Origin of the sequence: Alcanivorax sp. P2S70 (assembly GCF_000475295.1) — a bacterium.
Classification (GTDB): Bacteria; Pseudomonadota; Gammaproteobacteria; order Pseudomonadales; family Alcanivoracaceae; genus Alcanivorax; species Alcanivorax profundi.
The window spans coordinates 154546-171764 of record NZ_AXBZ01000067.1; the positions used below are offsets into that span (position 1 = coordinate 154546).

Below are 17219 nucleotides of genomic sequence, written 5' to 3' on the forward strand. Positions count from 1 at the left end.
AACAGTGAATAGTTAACAGTTGACAGCGCGCGAACACGCACAGTGATGACAGCACGGCTGCACCCGCGACGTCAGGTTTGGACTATTCACTGTTAACTGTTCACTTTTCACTAACATGCAGCCACGCCTTCCCTTTCTCGGTCAGCCCGCCCTTGGCAATGGTCAGGTAGGCGGTGCTCGGTTCGCTGGGGCTCACCTTGACCTGGAAAGTCATCAATTCATCACGGCGGAATGCATGCAATTCCACTGTTTCGCCGGGCAGGAAATTGGCCAGCAAATTATCGATGTTAGCGGCGGTGGCCTGCAGGCCATCTACCGCAATAATGATATCCCCGGCAGACAAACCTGCTGCCATGGCAGCACCCTGCTCGAATGCCACCGCGATCCGCGCGCCGAGCGGGTCTGCCGACAAACGCACCCCCAGATTGGGGATACCGTCCTTGCCCAGCTTGCCGCCGTTATCGCCATGCCCGGCAGCACTGCGCCAGTGCAATTCCACCCCACGCTCGGCCAGCATTTCTGACAGGGGCAAATCTTCGGTGCTATACAAGACCTGCTCAAAAAAGCCTGACATATCGCAACCCGCAATATCTTCTGCCAGCGGCTGAATGCCCTGTTCAGGCACACCCTCACCGGTTTTTCCATAGCGCTCCCACAGCAGGCGCATCAGATCATCCAGAGACTTTTTCTCACCGGTGAGGTTTCGCAGGGTCAGGTCAAGCGCCAGTGCCACCAGGGAACCTTTGGTGTAATAGCTGACGATGGCGTTGGGCGCATTCTCGTCCTGCTTGTAGAAGCGGGTCCAGGCGTCAAAGCTGGACTCTGTCACTGTCTGCCGGTGACGGCCTTGTCCGCGGTAGACACGGGTCATGGTCTGCCCCAGCAGTTCAAGATAGCTCTGCGGCGAAATCCGTCCTGTGCGCGTGAGTGACAGGTCATCGTAATAGCTGGTGATGCCTTCAAACGCCCACAGTAGTTCGGTGTGCACTTCCTGTGAGAGATCGAACGGGGTGAATGCAGCCGGCTTGATGCGCTTCACGTTCCAGGTATGAAAGTACTCGTGGCTGCACAAACCCAGGTAGTTGCGATAGCCCTCGCGCACCTTGGCCGGATCATCCGTGCGTTTGGGCAGGTCGTCCCGGGCACACATCAAACTGGTGGAATTGCGATGCTCCAGGCCACCATAACCATTGCCCGTAACCAACGTCATGAACACGTACCGGTCCATGGGCGCCGGCTCGCCGAACATGCGGATATGGTGTTCGCAAATCGGCTTGAGGTCGCGACACAGCCGCGCCATATCAGCATGATGACGCCCGGCAAGCACCACCCAGTGCTGCACGCCGCAAGCGTCGAAGCTGGCGTAATCGAACGGCCCCATTTCCACCGGATGATCAATCAGGGCGTCATAGTTATCGGCACGAAAACGGCCAAAGTCCAGTTCGGACCCCGACAATCGCTGTAGCCCGGTCGCCACCTGCCATCCGGCATAGGCATGGCCCTCCGGGGCCTCGATCTCCACTTCGCAGGGCTGATCTTCGTGGCCCATGGGTGCCAGGAACACGCAGGTGCCATTGAAATAACCGTGGGTCGTGTCCAGGTGTGCACCCCGGACAGACAGGTCCCAGGCATACACGTGATAGTGAATCTGTACGGGCCCCTCGCAGGGCGGCAGCTGCCAGGTCTGTTTGTCGACCTTGGCTACCGGCAGGGTTTCGCCCTGGCTGCTGGCTTCAACATGGACCAGGTGACGGGCAAAATCACGGATCATGTAACTGCCAGGAATCCAGGCAGGCATGCTGAATGCCTGCCCCTCAGGCATCGGGTTCGCCACCGTCAGCGTGACTTCGAACAAATGCGCTTGCGGGCGTAGGGGGCGAATCCGGTACTCAATCATGGGGACTCCTGCAGAGGGTTTCACAAACAAAAACCGGGGGCATAGCCCCCGGTTGGTGATGCATGATTCTGGATCAGATCATGTCATCCTTGGCCATGCGGTCGACGACCGCCTTGGCCACACCGGTCGTGCCAGCTTCCAGATCGGCCGGGTTCACCGTGGTGGTCTTGGCCGACCATAATAGCTTTTCCGGGTCGAGCTGGTACAGGTTCGACTCCAGGAAGTACTTCTTGTCATTACTGAAATAGCCGGGCTCGTATACGGCACTCTGACGCACATAGAAAGTCTGGCCCATAGCACCCTGCACTGCGATATCCGGGGCGTAGTTCATCCCGCCCTGGGTGTAGTGCATTTCTTCTTTCACATCGATCAGGGTCACCACCAAGGCAGATTCATACCCCCGGGCAGCAATGTCTGCGGCCATTTCCTTACGGTCCTTGCCCTTGCCATAGTCCGCACCCAGCACCGGCAGAGAGGCAGTCGCCTCGACCTTGCGCTCCTGAAGGGCCGCAACCAGACGTCCCTCCACTGCTGTACGGATATTCGGCTGATCCACCAGCGCAATCACCAGTACCTTGTTAACGTGATCACCGGGCGCATGGCCCTTGACCCGTGACGAGCTGGTGACATCCGTGTTGTGGGAAGTGACACAGGCGCTGAGAAAAACCGCGCTTACCAGTGTCACAAGGAGGGCTGTTATTCTTGCTATCATATCCATCCTCATTAGATCTGCTTGACCTTGCCATGGCGTTCGCACAGGCTGGCGACGCATCCGGAGAGCACATTATGACCCAAGAACGCCTGCTTCACACCACCAACGAAAGCCATACTGTAGCCATTCACCACTGGCCTTCCGATGTGGCCGTCCCCAAGGGGGTGATTGTCTGGCTTCACGGCATGGCGGAGCATGGTGGACGCTACGGTGCTCTGGCGCAGTACCTGAACAATCGGGGTTGGCACCTGTATTGCCCGGATCATCGGGGCCACGGTCAAAGCATCGCTGACCACTGCTCCCAAGGCCACTTTGGCGATCACCACGGGTGGCAAAACGTCGTCAACGATGCGGCAGATGTGGTTGCTCTCGCCCGCGAACGCCACCCCGGCCTGCCGTGCGTGCTTGGCGGTCATAGCATGGGCTCATTCATCGCGCTGGCCGTGGCAGAAACGGAAACGGCACAATCGCTGGCCGGCCTGATCCTGTGCGGCAGCGATTATCACCCCGGAGTCTATTACCGTCTGATGCAGCTTCCCATCCGGCTGGCGCGAATCCGCAACGGCGGCCGCGGCAGCAGCCCGTTGATTCGCAAAATGACCTTCGGCACCTGGGCTGGCCAGGTCCCTGAACCAGCAACCGATTTTGACTGGCTTAGTGCAGAGCCCGCCGAGGTCAACGCCTACATTGAAGACCCGCTGTGCGGCTTTGACTGCAGTACCGAAACCTGGCTGCAGCTGGTGCAGGGCCTGCGTCAGGTGCACAGTGTTGCGTCACTTTCCGAGCTTCCCGAAGCCCTCCCCGTGCTGCTCCTCGGAGGAGAAGCCGATCCCATGAGCAATATGGGTAAGGGAATGATGGCACTGGAAAACGTGTTGCACGCCATGGAGCAACCGGTAAAAGCGCACTTCTGGCCTACAGGACGGCATGAAATCCTCAATGACGAGTGCCGCGATGAGGTCCATCAAGCGATTGGAGAGTGGCTGGAACGGTTGGAAGGGCTGGGAAACTGAAACTTCCCGTCCAGTGGCGAGAATAGGCCAGCCAAAAAAAACGGGCCTGATGGCCCGTTTTTTGTTGCGGCGAAAGACTTGATTCGTTAGTCGAACAAGCTGTTCTTGATGTCCTTGAGGCCTGCAACTGTGCTGTCCCAGGTCTTCTCCACGCTGTCCTTCACCTCTTCCCAGCGTGCATTGCTGTCATTACGCACTTCATCCAGGCGGGATTGCAACTCCTGGCGCTTTTCTTTCAGCTCCAGTTTGCGGCTTTCCCACTGATGGCGTACATCTTCGCCGGCCTTGTCAGCCTTAATCTGCAATTTGTCGAACTCGTTATCCAGTTCGTCCAGCTTGCCTTTCACTTTTTCGATGAAAGTATTGCGATCCATCACAAACTCCTTTCAATGAATGGGTACCCCTGATCATGGGGGGGATCCGCAGCATTTCCATGGCAGCAATGTAAAATCACTGTGAAACTGCAGGCTCACCCTGAGCCGGATCAAGTACCGCCACATAACCCAGATAGCGATTCTTGATCTGGCGCACATATTTTACCGGCTCGGCGCCCCTTACATAGCCGTAGCGCGCTTGCCGTGCATATTGTGGTTTGGCAAGCAGAAGCATGGCGCTTTCGGTGTGACCAAACCACTTGTCAGGGTCTTTACCAATACGCTGAGCCAATCGACGCGCATCCTCTACATGACCATGGCCTGCATTGTACGCCGCAAGCGTAAAATACAGCTTCTCAGCCAAATCAAGACGCGCGGGAAAACGCTGCTCAAGCCAGTCCATATACGCCAGCCCTGCACCGACACCATTCTCAGGCTTGGTCAAATTGCTGTAGCCAAACTGGCGACCGGTGCGAGGCATGACTTGCAACAACCCCTGTGCACCAGCGAACGAGCGGGCCTTGGGATTGAAATGGCTCTCCTGATACATCTGGGAAGTAATCAGTCGCCAATCCAGTCCATACTTCAGGGACTCTGTTTTCACCAACTCATCATAGGGAGAGATGTCCCGCCCGGCTTCAACCCGGTATTCCTGATGCGTCCGGATAGTTTTCTTTTCCTTGAAATAGCGGTTATACGTGACGTTGTAAAACAAACCCCGATAGTGCTTGCGAATATAGCTGTTCAACGCCTTCCGCAGCCCTCTCTGCTCTTGCCGCAGGCCCCAGGCGATTTGCTTGGCAGGCTCGAATTGATACAACACCTCAATGTCGTCGCGGTAGGTGGCTTCCATGGCAGCCAGATGACTGTCTGCCATGGTGAGCGCATATTCGCCACTGGCCACAGCGTCTATCAGCATTTCTGTACTTGCTCCCTCGACGGCTTCTATAGTGAAATTCAGCCCCCCCTTCTGCAGGGCTTTGAGGGTATCGTAGTAAGCCGTTTCGGGATTTACCGCGACGGTTTTTCCGGCCAATTGATCAAGACTGGTGAAGGACCCTTGCCCTGCTGGACCAATTAGCTGCTCATTAATATCCAGATAGCGCTCTGAGAAGAGCCAGCCGGCCTTTTCCCGTTCCGGGGTCACCGTCATGGATGCCGCGATGACATCCCCCTCCCCCGCCTGCAAGGCGCTGAACATGGCAGAAGGAGTATCCCGCACCACTACACTCAGGCGAAGTTTATGTTGCTTGGCAAAGTTCTTGATCAGATCGTAATCAAAACCCATTAACTCGCCGCGCCACATAAAATAGCTGGCGGGATTATTGGAGGTGATCACTCTGAGGACACTGTTCTTACGTATCGCTTCCCAGTCTCGGGTAACCGGCTGCGCCAGTGAACTGGTGACTCGCTCGCTGGTTATGTACTGGTTGATTTCTGCCAGTAACTGTTCACTGGAGGGGCGTACTGCCCAGGCGATTCTCCGCTTTCGGTTAACCACCGGCCCTGCAACCACCTCTCCCCCTTCTGTCAGCAGGATATCCAGCATATTGCTATCGATTATTGTCGAAGCCAGCTCACCAGATTCTACTGATTGCACCAGATCTTCATCGGACAGATTACCGTCGAGGACCTCGATCTGGACATGAGAATGGCGTTTAGCCAGCTTTTCTGCGGTTTCTTGATAGGCGCTGCCTTGCGGGACAGAAATGACCAGTGATTCCATCTCGGCCAGTGTTTGGCCACTGCGACTGGCTGGTAGCACCAGTTTCTCTTGCACCGCATTGATCGGCGTGGAAAAGGCGAGAGTTTTTTGGCGTGATTTGGTGACCGAATAGTTGGTGACAATGATATCTGCATCACCGGCATTCAAAAGGGCACCCAGCTCATCAAAATTGTCGGCATAGACCCAACGCGGTTGCAAGCCGAGGCTCTCCACAAAGGCTTCAGCCTGGACCTGATATTGGCTGGCAGGAATCCCGTCACGGGGCAGTCCGGCTGGATCGTCGAAGCGAGGCGCCAGAAGCCGGATATAGCCATGCTCACGCAAGGCATCCAGATCACCGGTCTCTTGATAGTTTTTGAAACTGGCAACAGCCTCCCCCACCTCCGGCTCACTTGAGTCACATGCCATCAGTAACCCTGCGCATATACACAGGCAGCATTGTAGAACCTTATGCATTACTCCCCCGGATTGTCTTCTACCTCAAGCTCAGGGTAGCGCCTCCGAGGGCCAGCGCAAATGGGAAAGGACGAAATCCCCTACCCATACGATAAAAGCCCGCCGCCAAAATTCCGGCCCCCGCTTGGAGCCTGACAATATGACAGGCAAAAAAAGGGGCCCGAAGGCCCCTCTATTCCTGAATCGATCTTACCGATCAGGGCGTTCCGACACAGATATCATGCACTCGGAAGGCTTTATTTACGTTGACAAAGCCTGCGTAGTCCAACTGGATGGAGTCAAACGCCTGGCTGGACGCCGGGGCAGCGATGAAACGCTGATCCGAGCTGGCTCCAAGGCCCAGCAGATCCAGATCCAGCAGGCCGCCGCCAACGGTGGCACTGTCCACTTCCACGCCATCGTTGAAGAAACGAATGGTGGTGAAATTACCCAGCAGCTCCAGATTGAGCAGTTGTGATGAAGGATCGCTTACCACAAATCCAACAACGCTATCACTGATATCAGTATTCGGGTCGTTGGCTACCGCTTTCACATAACCGCCACCATAAACCAGGGCAGCACCAATGTTGATCTGGGCAAAAGTGGCATTATTTTCATCAATGGCGTTGCCTTCGTCATCGACAGAGCAACCCAGACAAACACCCAGCACAGAGCTGTCAGCCGTGTAATTGGCGCTAGTCAGCGGCTGGTATGTAGTACCGGCAGAGCAAGTGAAACCGTCATCATCACAAACGTCACCTTTGCCGTCACCATCGCCATCGGCCTGATCAGCGTTGGGGATTGCCGGGCAATTATCGGTCGCATCAGGGATGCCATCGCCGTCAGTGTCAGTCGGGTTGCCGGTACCGCCATCACAGACGTCGCCGATGCCATCGCCATCACTGTCAGCCTGGTCGGCATTGGCCGCCAACGGGCAGTTGTCAGTGTCATTCGGTACACCATCGCCATCACGATCGTCGTCACAAACATCACCAATACCGTCTACATCCAGGTCAGCCTGATCGGTGTTGGGGGTATTCATGCAGTTATCATTGACGTCGAGGATGGTGTCGCCGTCACGGTCATCATCACAGACATCACCAACACCGTCGGTATCAATGTCAGCTTGATCGTTGTTTGCGGTGTACACGCAGTTATCGTTGGTGTTATCAACGCCATCGCCATCGGCGTCGTCATCACAGACATCTCCGATACCGTCGTTGTCAACATCACCCTGCTCAGGATTAAACACGGTAGGACAATTGTCTTCACCATCGTCGATGCCGTCACCGTCCTGATCGTTATTCTGGTCACAGGCATCACCAATACCGTCACCATCGGTGTCTTCCTGGTTAGGGTTGGCTACCAGCGGACAGTTATCGGTGTCATTGTCTTCACCATCACCATCACGGTCGTCATCACAGACATCACCGATGCCATCGTTGTCCTGGTCTTCCTGCATGGCGTTTGCGATTGCGGGACAATTGTCCACGTCATCCGGCACACCATCATTGTCTTGGTCGTTTGTACGGTTAACAGGGTTGTTACCGCCACCATTGCTGCTTCCATCGCCATCAGCTTCACAGCCCGCCAGGCCCATGCCCAGCATCGCCGAAAGCAAAATGGCAAACAGTATTTTCATTTGCGAGTTCATATCCTTATCCCCTTACTGTTCGCTAACGCGGAATTCAACACGACGGTTCATGGCTCGACCGGATGCGGTCTCGTTACTCGCCACAGGAACCACCTCACCGTAGCCTCGAGCGGTCAAGCGCTCGGCTGCTACACCTTGATCGATCAGATATTGACGCACCGCCTTGGCACGACGATCAGACAAACCTTCGTTGTAATCGGCACTACCGCTTGAATCAGTATGGCCTGCGATTTCAACATCGAAGTTAGTCTGGGATGAGAGTGCTTTGACCAGTCGGTCCAGCACAGGGCGGGAGGTCGCCGTGATCTTGTCGGAGTTCAACTCAAAACCGATGTTGTTGAACGTGATGGTCTGATTAGTGAGCAAGCAACCGTCGCCATCGACCTTGCCCCCGGCAATGGTGTTCGGACACTTGTCACGATTATCCGCAATCCCATCGCCATCGCTGTCGGCCGCGACCACCTCGACAACCTTCTCGACTTCACGGGTTTCGTAGACGACCTTCTCAACTTCCACCGTCTTGGTGCGACCCAGAGGCACTTCAAGGCCAAGGGAGAAACGCCAGTCGTTGAAACCACCTTCACCCTCTGACGCGGAACCTGATGCCCCATCGAAATCGTCATACATGTAACGAGCATCAAAACGGAGCTTCAGGCCGTTATCAAACAGCTCGCCGGTGACAGCACCCAAGCCGACATTGGCATGCAAATCAATGCCATCATCGTCGTCAGGAATCACGTCGTTGTAGATACCACCGATTTGAGCCAGCACAAATGGCGTGAAGCTCTTGCGGTCGCCAAAGGCGTAAGCGATACCGGTGGTCACCGTGTACTGATAAAAATCAGAATCACCGTCGAGACCGGAGTCCAGGCCATAGCCAGCGCCTTCCGTTTCCCACCACCAGTGCTCAGAAATTTCGCGACCATAAATAAGGCCTGCACCCAAACCGTTGCGGGAAAGGTCACGGTCCTCATCAAGTACCAGATAGTGCAGCATGGGCGCGACGTACTGGCGGGTGGTTTCCTGACTGTCTTCGGCAGCCAGCGACTGGGTCGCCAAGGCCACACCAAGAGCCAGACTGGTAAATCGAATGCTTCCGTTCATGACTACCCCCCTTGGGTATGAATGATCTGTGCAATCATTGGAATAGTCTGGGAGCGGAAAAAAAATAGGGATCCCGTGGCGTTGCGTTGCTGAAATGTTGTGTGCAATCCGTTGTTGGTGCTTTCTGTTTCTGGATGTTTTTTTGCGTATCGAAACACCTTGAAACGCCGCCGTACGCAAGCTTGTGTCACGGACACAAATGTTGCACGATAGTACCAACTAATATCTCAAACACCCACATCACAAGAACCAAAGGGGTTAAAATCTGTGCAAAAAAGCCGGTTATTCATGCTCTTGGGTATACTGTTTATGGCTTTGTCTGGCGGTATTTTGCATGCTGCCTGGCCTTTCCTTTTTTACCCAGTGACGTCTTTTAACGTCAGCCTCAATGAGCACCTTCCCTATCAGAAACAGCCCCAGGCCCAGGCAGGCATTGCCGAGCGTGACATCACCCCGCCACCGGGATTGCCAAAATTTGGCTACTCCGCCTGGGCTAGAGAAGCAGATGGTTTCCGCACCCGTTTAAAGGCCCGGGCGTTCTACTTGCAGGGCCCGGATCAGGCGCCACTGGCCATTGTGCAACTGGATCTGGGCAGCGGTTCATTGCCCCTGCATCACCGCGTCGCAGAGCTCATTGAAGCCACCGGGGTCACTGCCGACCGTCTCAGCCTGCTGGTCACACACACCCATTCCGGGCCCGGCCAATACCTGGGTAGCGATTTCTATAATGTGTTTGGCAGTAACCGTCCCGGGTTTGACCCAGCGCTGTTTGAGTTCCTTAGCCAACAGATTGCCGATGCCGTCATCGCCGCCCATGCCAATCGAAAGGACGCCCGTTTTGCTACCGGCCAGGCGGATTTGTATGGCTATACCCGCAATCGCTCACTTGAGGCCTGGCAGAACAATTTCGTGACGCCCCCACACAGTGATGCCATGCAGGCCGTCAACCCGACCATGACCATGCTGCGGATTGATCAACGAGAGGGGGACCATTTTGTCCCGGCGGGCGCCCTTTCGCTCTATTCCATTCATGGCACCGCAATCCCTCCGTTTACCGCTCCCTACCATGCCGATGTCTGGCACTGGATCAGCCAGCAACTGGAGCAGGCACTGGTGGATCGTCAGCCGGGCTTTATTCATGGCGCCGCCCAGGCGACCCATGCAGACAACAACCCGGCCTGGCAGGAAGATTTGCGAGGCGATAAAGAGGCACAACGCATCGGCACAGCACTGGGCAATCATGCTGTACAGCTCTTTCACCAACTGGAGCCCGAACTCTCTCCCACGCTGATAACGAAAACCGCCAGCCGCCAGCTGGACCTGCTTGAACAGACCGATAGCGCACGCTTTGGCTTGTGCGAGCGGGCAATCACAGGGGCCGCTGTGGTCGGCGCCGCCAACGGGGACGAAGTCTTCCCGATCTCATGGCTGCCGTATTTTCAGGAAGGCTGGCCCCGGCGGCTCTTCACCGATCACTGCCAGGGTGTCAAACAATGGATGCTGTCCAAACTGCAGCTGCTGTTACCCGCGCAAGCATTCCCGCATCAGGCATTGCTCCAGGTAATCCAGATCAACGATCTGGTACTGGTACCACTGCCCTGGGAGATCACCCTTGAAAGCGGTAACCGCATACGCGAAGCCGTGATGGAGACCCTGCCAGCCGACCGGCCATGGAAGGTCGAAGTCTCAAGCCTCGCCAACGGCTATTTCGGGTATGCCGTCACCCCGCAGGAGTACCAGCACCAGTATTACGAAGGCGGCCACACTCTCTATGGTCCCCATACACTGGATTTCCTGATGGCCCAGAGCGCCCGTCTGAGCCAGGACATGCAGCAACAGGACATCAATGACATCCCCGCCGAACAACACTTCCGGCTGCGTACACGACAGTACTTTCCTGCACCAACTGATGCCCCGCTGCCCGAGCGCACCTGGGTTGGCAAGCCCCGCTATCATTCCGATGACGGACTGGCAGGCGCCTACTGGGAAGCGCAGCTGGTGGCGGAACCTCCAGAGCAACTGAGACTGAATTCCCCGTTGCTGGCCGCCCATTGTGAGGACCAAATCATCACCGATGAAAGCGGCACCCTGCAGCTGCTCGATACCGGAGAGACACACTCGTCAGGTCACCGCTATCAGGTTCGCTGGTTCCCGGCACAGGGTAGCAACACCGGCCTGTGCAAGCTGGCGGTTCATCTGCCTGCCAACCCGGTCAAAGTTCGGTTGTCTGCAGCACTGCAATAGCTGTGAGCCGGGCACAGCACTGCTACACTGAACGCCTTGATCGAGGAGAGACATCATGCGTTCCCTGCTATCTGTGCTGCTGCCCGCCGTTCTGCTCAGTGGTTGCGCCAGCACCACCGACGTAGCCACCCGCTACACCAGCGACAAAACCTACGCCGCTACCGATACCCTCCTGCTGGTGGCCCGCACCCCGGAAGGCAACATCCGTGAAACCTGGGAACTCACCTGCAAGGAAATATTTTCCGGCAATTCGTTGACCATTTTGCTCAGCCATCAGGAAATCCCGTTATGGTACGAAGGCGGAAAAGACCGCATCCTTGACTGGGCGCAAAAGCAGGGAGTGGACAGAGTTCTCATGGTGGAACTGACCCACCTGCTGATTGACGCTGCGCAGCCCCCACAGCCCGGTAACCAGCTCAACCCCATGGATGTGAACAACAACAACATCCAGCCCACCTGGCAGGTAGGCATTGGTGGCAAGCTGGAAAAAGAAGAGATACCGGATGCACTGCGGCAGCACGGAGCCGAGCTGATCTCCGGGCAAGGCAAGCCGATCTGGACCGGTATCGCCACCACCCACGAGGCCAGCAACACCGTTGCCATTGCCAAAAGCCAGTGTCAGGCGCTGCGCAAAACGCTGAGGGAACAACAACTGATTCCCTGATCCTGATTCCTGACAAATGGATACCCCCTATGACAGGCCCTCTACACGGACTGACCTTTATCGAACTGGCTGGCATTGGCCCCGGCCCCTTCTGCGGCATGATGCTGGCCGACATGGGCGCCACCGTCATCCGCGTTGACCGCCCCGGCGGCAACCCGCACTCGGCCATCGGCCATACCGTGCTGTTCCGCAACCGCCAGAACCTGGCACTGGACCTGAAAAGCCCGGAAGGCATCGAAACGGTACTCACACTCTGCGAAACCGCAGACGGCATTTTCGAGGGCTTCCGCCCCGGCGTCACCGAGCGTCTGGGCATTGGCCCGGAACAGTGTATGGCCCGCAACCCGAAACTGGTCTACGGACGCATGACCGGCTGGGGCCAGACTGGCCCGCTGGCCCAGGCCGCGGGTCACGACATGAACTACATTTCCCTCTCCGGCGCCCTGCACGCCATGGGGCGCTCCGGTGAAAAACCGGCGATCCCCCTTAACCTGGTGGGCGACTTCGGTGGCGGCGGCATGATGCTGGCGTTCGGCCTGGTGTGTGCCGCTCTGGAGGCCCAACGCTCCGGCGAAGGCCAGGTGGTAGATACCTCCATGGTCGAAGGCTCGGCCGCGCTCATGGCCATGTTCTACGGGCTCAAATCCCAGGGACTGTTTACCGACCAGCGCGGCACCCACATGCTGGACTCCGGCGCCCACTTCTACGAAGTGTACGAAACCGCCGACGGAAAATACGTCTCTATCGGCAGCATCGAGCCCCAGTTCTACGCTGAACTGTGTCGCATCGCCGAGCTGCCGGCAGACGATTTCGGCCACCAGATGAACCCGCCCAAGTGGCCGGAAATGAAACAAAAGCTGGCGGACGTCATCAAACAGAAAAGCCGTGATGAGTGGTGTGAGCTCATGGAAGGCACCGATGTGTGCTTTGCGCCGGTATTGAGCATTGAAGAAGCGCCTTCGCATCCTCATAACGTAGCCAGAGGCTCGTTCGTCACTGTGAACGGCAGCGTACAACCCGCCCCGACACCGCGCTTTTCCCGCAGTGCCAGTGGCGAGGTGAAACCTGCCAACACCGCCGGTGCCGACAGCACTACCGTGCTGCGCAACGCCGGCTTCAGCGACGACGCCATCGACAAACTGATCGCCAGTGGTGCGGTAAAACAGGACTGACCGTCCTGCGCTCCACCGGCTCTCCTCAGTCCGCCCCGGTCCGCCGGGGCGGCTCTCAGGAGCCCATGGAGGACACAGGCATGCGCAACCCGGTTATCCCCGGCACCACCCTCGCGATCCACCCCGAACGCTTCCCCGATGCTGCCATCGACCTGCCCGCCAACGGCCGCCAGAAAGCCGTTCTCGGCGGTGGCTGTTTCTGGTGTGTAGAGGCGGTCTACCTGAACCTTGAAGGTGTCCACACCGTGGTGTCCGGCTACGCCGGTGGTGACCCCGACAAAGCCAGCTATGAGGCGGTGTGCAGCGGCACCTCCGGCCATGCAGAAGTGGTGGAAATCGACTACGACAGCACGGTCATCTCCTATGGAGAATTGCTGAAGGTGTTCTTCTCGGTGGCGCACGATCCCACCCAGAAAGACCGCCAGGGCAACGATCGCGGCCCCCAATACCGTTCCTCGATTTTCACTGCCAATGACGAAGAAAAACGGGTGGCCGAAGCCTATATCCAGCAGCTGGACAACGCCGGGGCTTTCACCGCCCCCATCGTCACCACACTGGAACCCCTTGACGCATTTTTCCCGGGCGAGGCCTACCATCAGAACTTCGCCCGGCGTAACCCGCAACAGGGTTATATCCGTGCGGTAGCTCAACCCAAAGTGGAAAAACTGATCCAGTCCTTCCCCGACAAACTGAAAGGAGATGCCTGATGGCCACGTCTTCCAGCGGCTATGACCTGACCCCGCTGAGCGATGCCGAAAAGCAGCAAAACGCCGCCAACCTGACCGACGAAGAGCGCCGTATCCTGCTCAATCAGGGAACCGAGCCACCGTTCTGTGGCGGCCTGCTCGATAACAAGGAAGACGGAGTCTACCACTGCAAACTGTGTGACCTGCCGCTGTTCAGTTCGGCCAGCAAATTCGAATCCGGGACCGGCTGGCCCAGCTTTTACGCGCCTTTTGACAACGAGCATATTTGTGAACTGCGCGACACCAGCCACGGCATGATCCGCGTGGAAATCCGCTGCGCCCGGTGCGACGGCCACCTGGGCCATGTGTTCCCCGATGGTCCTCCACCCACAGGCCAGCGTTACTGCCTGAACTCTGCCTCGATGACGTTCAAGGCATAACCCACCCCGCTTTCCGCAGGGGCCTCCCCCATGGCCCCTGTCATCTGCCTCCCATCCGGCACCACAGCCGCCCTGACTAGACCGCAGAGCACAGCGTCCGAATCTGTCATTGCCTCCTGTTACACTCTGTATACCATCGGATTCAGACCCCCAAGTCATTCCAAAGGCCCGCGGCTCCACCCGCCGGCCCCGATATCGGCAAGATCACAGGAGGCATCATGAACGCCGCGACCCCTGCCCCGACCCGCGAAGAATCCGCCCAGGACCGCTGGGACCGTATCCCCGTCATCAAGACCGGTGACGACTATCTGGCCAGCCTGCGTAACCGTGGCACCCGCCTGTTCCTTTTTGGCGAACTGATCGACGAACCCGCCGATCACCCCATTATCAAGCCGAGCATCAATGCCCTGCGCGCCAGCTATGACCTGGCCATCGAGGATCCCGAGCTGGCTACGGCCTGGTCACCGCTGATCGAGCAGCAGGTCAACCGGTTTCTGCACATCGTGGAATCGCCCTCGGACCTGGTGAAAAAGAACAAGATGCAGCGTCGCATGGGCCAGATTACCGGCACCTGCTTCCAGCGTTGCACTGGCCTGGACACCATTAGTGTGCTGCACTCGGTCACTTACGAAATCGACGAGAAACACGGCACCCAATACCACCAGCGTTACCTGGAATTTCTCAAGGAAGCGCAGCGCAAGAACATCCTGATTGCCGCCGGCATGACCGACCCCAAAGGGGACCGCAGCAAGCGCCCCGCAGAACAGGCCGACCCGGACATGTTCATGCGGGTGACCCGACGCACCGACAAGGGCATCTACGTCAAAGGCGTAAAAGCCCACATGACCGGTGGCTGGAACCAGCACTGGATCTGTGTACTGCCCACCATGAACCTGACTGAAGGCGACAAGGATTACGCCGTGGTCGGGATGATCCCCGGCGACGCTGAAGGCATCACCTATATCTACGGCCGTCAGAGCTGCGACACCCGCGCCCTGGAAGGCGGCGATATCGACCAGGGCAACGCCCAGTACGGCGGCCAGGAAGTGCTGGTCTACTTTGATGACGTTTTCATCCCCAACGAGCACGTATTTATGGATGGCGAATACGAATTCGCCCAGGAGCTGGTCACCCGCTTTACCGCCTACCACCGCGCAAGCTACGTGTGCAAAACCGGCTTGGGCGACGTCATGGTGGGCGCGGCTGCCTCCATCGTCGAATACAACGGCCTGGAAAAAGTCAGCCACATTCGTGACAAACTGGTGGAGATGACTCACCTCAACGAGACCATCTACTCCTCCGGTATTGCCAGCTCCCACGAAGCGAAAAAGATGCCCAGCGGCATCTACATGAACGACACCATGCTGGCGAATGTGTGCAAACACAACGTGACCCGCTTCCCCTACGAAATCTCCCGTCTGGCCCAGGATCTTGCTGGCGGCATCATGGTCACCATGCCCAGCGAACAGGATCTGGACAATGAAGAAGCCGGCGACATCATCCGCCGCTTCCTCAAAGGCCGTGACGACATCCCCACCGAAGATCGCATGCGTATCCTGCGACTCATCGAGAACATGACACTGGGCCGCAATGCGGTGGGTTATCTCACCGAGTCCATGCATGGGGCCGGCAGCCCGCAGGCCCAGCGCATTCAGATTTTGCGTGGCATGGAGGTGGAGAAGAAGAAGTGGCACGCCCGCAAACTGGCTGGCATCAAACAGGAAGCGTGATTCCTGCTTGCCTGCACGGGGCGTCCTGCTAGAATGGCGCGCGCCCCGTAAGCCGGGCATGCCGGGATAGCTCAGTCGGTAGAGCAACTGATTCGTAATCAGTAGGTCCGCGGTTCGATTCCGCGTTCCGGCACCATTAAGAACACAAAAAAAGCCGCGCCCTCCCGGGCGCGGCTTTTTTGTACCGCAAAACCATCAAGGCAGTCCGTAGGATCGTCGCTCGCGGCGCGATATCGATCCAGGGTAAAACCCGTTTCCCCCAGACAACACAATCATTTTCCGCCGAAGGCTTTCTGCCAACCGACAGTGAAGGTGTAATCCGTTTCCATCTGAATGCCGTGCAGGGATTCCTGTACCGGCGCCTTGTATTCCATTGCCAGGCGATGCCCTTTCAGTGCGCCATTCTTTCCCAGCAGGTTCAGGCCAACACCGATATCCAGACGCTGGCCTCCCTTGGCTTCCGGGTCTGCAGCGGGGTTCATCATCGGGGAAATGGTCAGATCTTCCGCTTCACCATGGATATCCGACCACCAGCTCTTGTAGGCCGCCACGGATACGGATGCCCAGGGCGCGAGCGGTTTGGCTGCCCAGGCGGTAAGGAACTTTCGAGACCCCAGTTTGTAGCCCTGATCGTTCTCATCCAGTGCGATTCTGGCGCTGGCCTGGGCGCCCCAGCTCCAGCTGGCGTATTGCTTGTTCAGGGTAATTCCCGGACGAGCCTCGTAACTGCCAGAGCCCAGCTGCATGGGATATGGCAGCTGCAATTCCTGCCCTGCCATGGGGATGTAGTCCTCTTCCTCGATAGACCCTGTCGGCAGGCCCAGCACCAGATTCAGGTGCAAACGGTAGCCACCTTGATCATAGAACTTGTACAACCCGCCCACGCTGACATCACCAATACCGGACGTTTCCGTATCGAACTCGTCTTCCATGGTGTTCATCATCATGGTCATACGGGTTTTGGTCGTCATTTCGTTGGTGCTGTAAGGCAACATGGCCAGCAGGGTCAGGTTGTCCGTGGGCGCATACATGGCGCCGACCATGTGCATTTCCATGGTCATATCGTAAGGCAGGGCTTTCATGTTCATTGGGCCCATGCCGGGGATCTCGTCGAACGCCTCATCGGTGCTCAGCGAGTCACTGCCAGACTTGGCTCCGCTCATGCCCATACCCATGTAGCGGTAGGACAACATCCATTCCCCCTTGGCATGGGTATGGTCGCCCATGACGGAAATGGGGGCATGGCTATCCGCACGGCCACCGTCGTAATGGCCCCAGGCCAGACCAGAAGACCCAAGAATGGCGGCTGCCAGCGTGTAGCGAGTGAAGGTCGTCGACATGCGTATTCCCCGTTGAGTGACAAACGGG

At 57.3% G+C, this 17219-nt stretch carries 14 protein-coding genes and 1 tRNA gene; 8 read left to right on the forward strand and 7 right to left on the reverse strand.

Annotated elements, in window-relative coordinates; genetic code table 11:
• Nucleotides 1-100 precede the first annotated feature (100 nt).
• Nucleotides 101-1897: a M61 family metallopeptidase gene (locus Q672_RS32270; protein ID WP_022986667.1), complete on the reverse strand. Its 1797-nt coding sequence runs from the start codon at nucleotides 1895-1897 to the stop codon at nucleotides 101-103.
• Nucleotides 1898-1970: 73 nt separating this feature from the next.
• Complete coding sequence (locus Q672_RS32275; RefSeq protein WP_052017539.1) at nucleotides 1971-2609, reverse strand: hypothetical protein; 639 nt, start codon at nucleotides 2607-2609, stop codon at nucleotides 1971-1973.
• A 74-nt stretch (nucleotides 2610-2683) separates the two neighbouring features.
• Between Q672_RS32275 and Q672_RS32280 the strand changes: the two genes are divergently transcribed.
• Nucleotides 2684-3622 carry an alpha/beta fold hydrolase gene (locus tag Q672_RS32280; RefSeq protein WP_022986669.1) on the forward strand — a complete coding sequence of 313 codons (939 nt, stop codon included), beginning with the start codon at nucleotides 2684-2686 and terminating at the stop codon, nucleotides 3620-3622.
• A gap of 86 nt (nucleotides 3623-3708) precedes the next feature.
• On the opposite strand, the gene Q672_RS32285 is transcribed toward Q672_RS32280, so the two are convergent.
• From Q672_RS32285 to Q672_RS32300, 4 genes are all read right to left on the reverse strand, one after another.
• Nucleotides 3709-3996 (reverse strand): hypothetical protein, encoded by a 288-nt coding sequence (locus tag Q672_RS32285; RefSeq protein ID WP_022986670.1) that lies wholly within the window; start codon nucleotides 3994-3996, stop codon nucleotides 3709-3711.
• A gap of 76 nt (nucleotides 3997-4072) precedes the next feature.
• Nucleotides 4073-6130, reverse strand: a complete 2058-nt coding sequence (locus Q672_RS32290) for a transporter substrate-binding domain-containing protein (RefSeq protein WP_022986671.1) — start codon at nucleotides 6128-6130, stop codon at nucleotides 4073-4075.
• Between the two features lie 244 nt (nucleotides 6131-6374).
• Entirely contained in the window at nucleotides 6375-7799 is a 1425-nt protein-coding gene (locus tag Q672_RS32295; protein ID WP_022986672.1) for a thrombospondin type 3 repeat-containing protein, read from the reverse strand.
• A 24-nt stretch (nucleotides 7800-7823) separates the two neighbouring features.
• Complete coding sequence (locus Q672_RS32300; protein WP_022986673.1) at nucleotides 7824-8915, reverse strand: OmpA family protein; 1092 nt, start codon at nucleotides 8913-8915, stop codon at nucleotides 7824-7826.
• 288 nt (nucleotides 8916-9203) lie between these two features.
• Between Q672_RS32300 and Q672_RS32305 the strand changes: the two genes are divergently transcribed.
• The 7 genes from Q672_RS32305 (at nucleotide 9204) to Q672_RS32335 (ending at nucleotide 15987) form a co-directional block, all read left to right on the forward strand.
• A complete protein-coding gene (locus tag Q672_RS32305) occupies nucleotides 9204-11159 on the forward strand; it encodes a neutral/alkaline non-lysosomal ceramidase N-terminal domain-containing protein (RefSeq protein WP_022986674.1) in 1956 nt (651 codons plus the stop codon).
• 55 nt (nucleotides 11160-11214) lie between these two features.
• A complete protein-coding gene (locus Q672_RS32310; RefSeq protein WP_022986675.1) occupies nucleotides 11215-11823 on the forward strand; it encodes a hypothetical protein in 609 nt (202 codons plus the stop codon).
• A 29-nt stretch (nucleotides 11824-11852) separates the two neighbouring features.
• Nucleotides 11853-12995, forward strand: a complete 1143-nt coding sequence (locus tag Q672_RS32315) for a CaiB/BaiF CoA transferase family protein (RefSeq protein ID WP_022986676.1) — start codon at nucleotides 11853-11855, stop codon at nucleotides 12993-12995.
• An 80-nt stretch (nucleotides 12996-13075) separates the two neighbouring features.
• Entirely contained in the window at nucleotides 13076-13702 is a 627-nt protein-coding gene (msrA, locus tag Q672_RS32320) for a peptide-methionine (S)-S-oxide reductase MsrA (RefSeq protein ID WP_031227061.1), read from the forward strand.
• Nucleotides 13702-14121, forward strand: coding sequence for a peptide-methionine (R)-S-oxide reductase MsrB (gene msrB / locus Q672_RS32325; protein WP_022986678.1), 420 nt, complete (start codon nucleotides 13702-13704; stop codon nucleotides 14119-14121). The genes msrA and msrB overlap by 1 nt, the downstream gene beginning before the upstream one ends.
• 218 nt (nucleotides 14122-14339) lie before the next feature.
• On the forward strand, nucleotides 14340-15851 hold the full coding sequence (locus tag Q672_RS32330; RefSeq protein WP_022986679.1) for a 4-hydroxyphenylacetate 3-hydroxylase family protein: 1512 nt from the start codon (nucleotides 14340-14342) through the stop codon (nucleotides 15849-15851).
• A 60-nt stretch (nucleotides 15852-15911) separates the two neighbouring features.
• Nucleotides 15912-15987: transfer RNA gene (locus Q672_RS32335), tRNA-Thr, on the forward strand.
• A gap of 136 nt (nucleotides 15988-16123) precedes the next feature.
• On the opposite strand, the gene Q672_RS32340 is transcribed toward Q672_RS32335, so the two are convergent.
• The gene (locus Q672_RS32340) at nucleotides 16124-17191 is read right to left on the reverse strand and encodes a transporter (protein ID WP_022986680.1); all 1068 of its coding nucleotides are present in this window, start codon (nucleotides 17189-17191) and stop codon (nucleotides 16124-16126) included.
• Nucleotides 17192-17219: the final 28 nt, after the last annotated feature.

Excerpts from the sequence above, each read along its gene's own strand:
- Q672_RS32270 (WP_022986667.1), bottom strand. The coding sequence starts at position 1,897 with ATGATTGAGTACCGGATTCGCCCCCTACGCCCGCAAGCGCATTTGTTC.
- Q672_RS32275 (WP_052017539.1), bottom strand. The coding sequence starts at position 2,609 with ATGATAGCAAGAATAACAGCCCTCCTTGTGACACTGGTAAGCGCGGTT.
- Q672_RS32280 (WP_022986669.1), top strand. The coding sequence starts at position 2,684 with ATGACCCAAGAACGCCTGCTTCACACCACCAACGAAAGCCATACTGTA.
- Q672_RS32285 (WP_022986670.1), bottom strand. The coding sequence starts at position 3,996 with ATGGATCGCAATACTTTCATCGAAAAAGTGAAAGGCAAGCTGGACGAA.
- Q672_RS32290 (WP_022986671.1), bottom strand. The coding sequence starts at position 6,130 with ATGGCATGTGACTCAAGTGAGCCGGAGGTGGGGGAGGCTGTTGCCAGT.
- Q672_RS32295 (WP_022986672.1), bottom strand. The coding sequence starts at position 7,799 with ATGAAAATACTGTTTGCCATTTTGCTTTCGGCGATGCTGGGCATGGGC.
- Q672_RS32300 (WP_022986673.1), bottom strand. The coding sequence starts at position 8,915 with ATGAACGGAAGCATTCGATTTACCAGTCTGGCTCTTGGTGTGGCCTTG.
- Q672_RS32305 (WP_022986674.1), top strand. The coding sequence starts at position 9,204 with ATGCTCTTGGGTATACTGTTTATGGCTTTGTCTGGCGGTATTTTGCAT.
- Q672_RS32310 (WP_022986675.1), top strand. The coding sequence starts at position 11,215 with ATGCGTTCCCTGCTATCTGTGCTGCTGCCCGCCGTTCTGCTCAGTGGT.
- Q672_RS32315 (WP_022986676.1), top strand. The coding sequence starts at position 11,853 with ATGACAGGCCCTCTACACGGACTGACCTTTATCGAACTGGCTGGCATT.
- msrA (WP_031227061.1), top strand. The coding sequence starts at position 13,076 with ATGCGCAACCCGGTTATCCCCGGCACCACCCTCGCGATCCACCCCGAA.
- msrB (WP_022986678.1), top strand. The coding sequence starts at position 13,702 with ATGGCCACGTCTTCCAGCGGCTATGACCTGACCCCGCTGAGCGATGCC.
- Q672_RS32330 (WP_022986679.1), top strand. The coding sequence starts at position 14,340 with ATGAACGCCGCGACCCCTGCCCCGACCCGCGAAGAATCCGCCCAGGAC.
- Q672_RS32340 (WP_022986680.1), bottom strand. The coding sequence starts at position 17,191 with ATGTCGACGACCTTCACTCGCTACACGCTGGCAGCCGCCATTCTTGGG.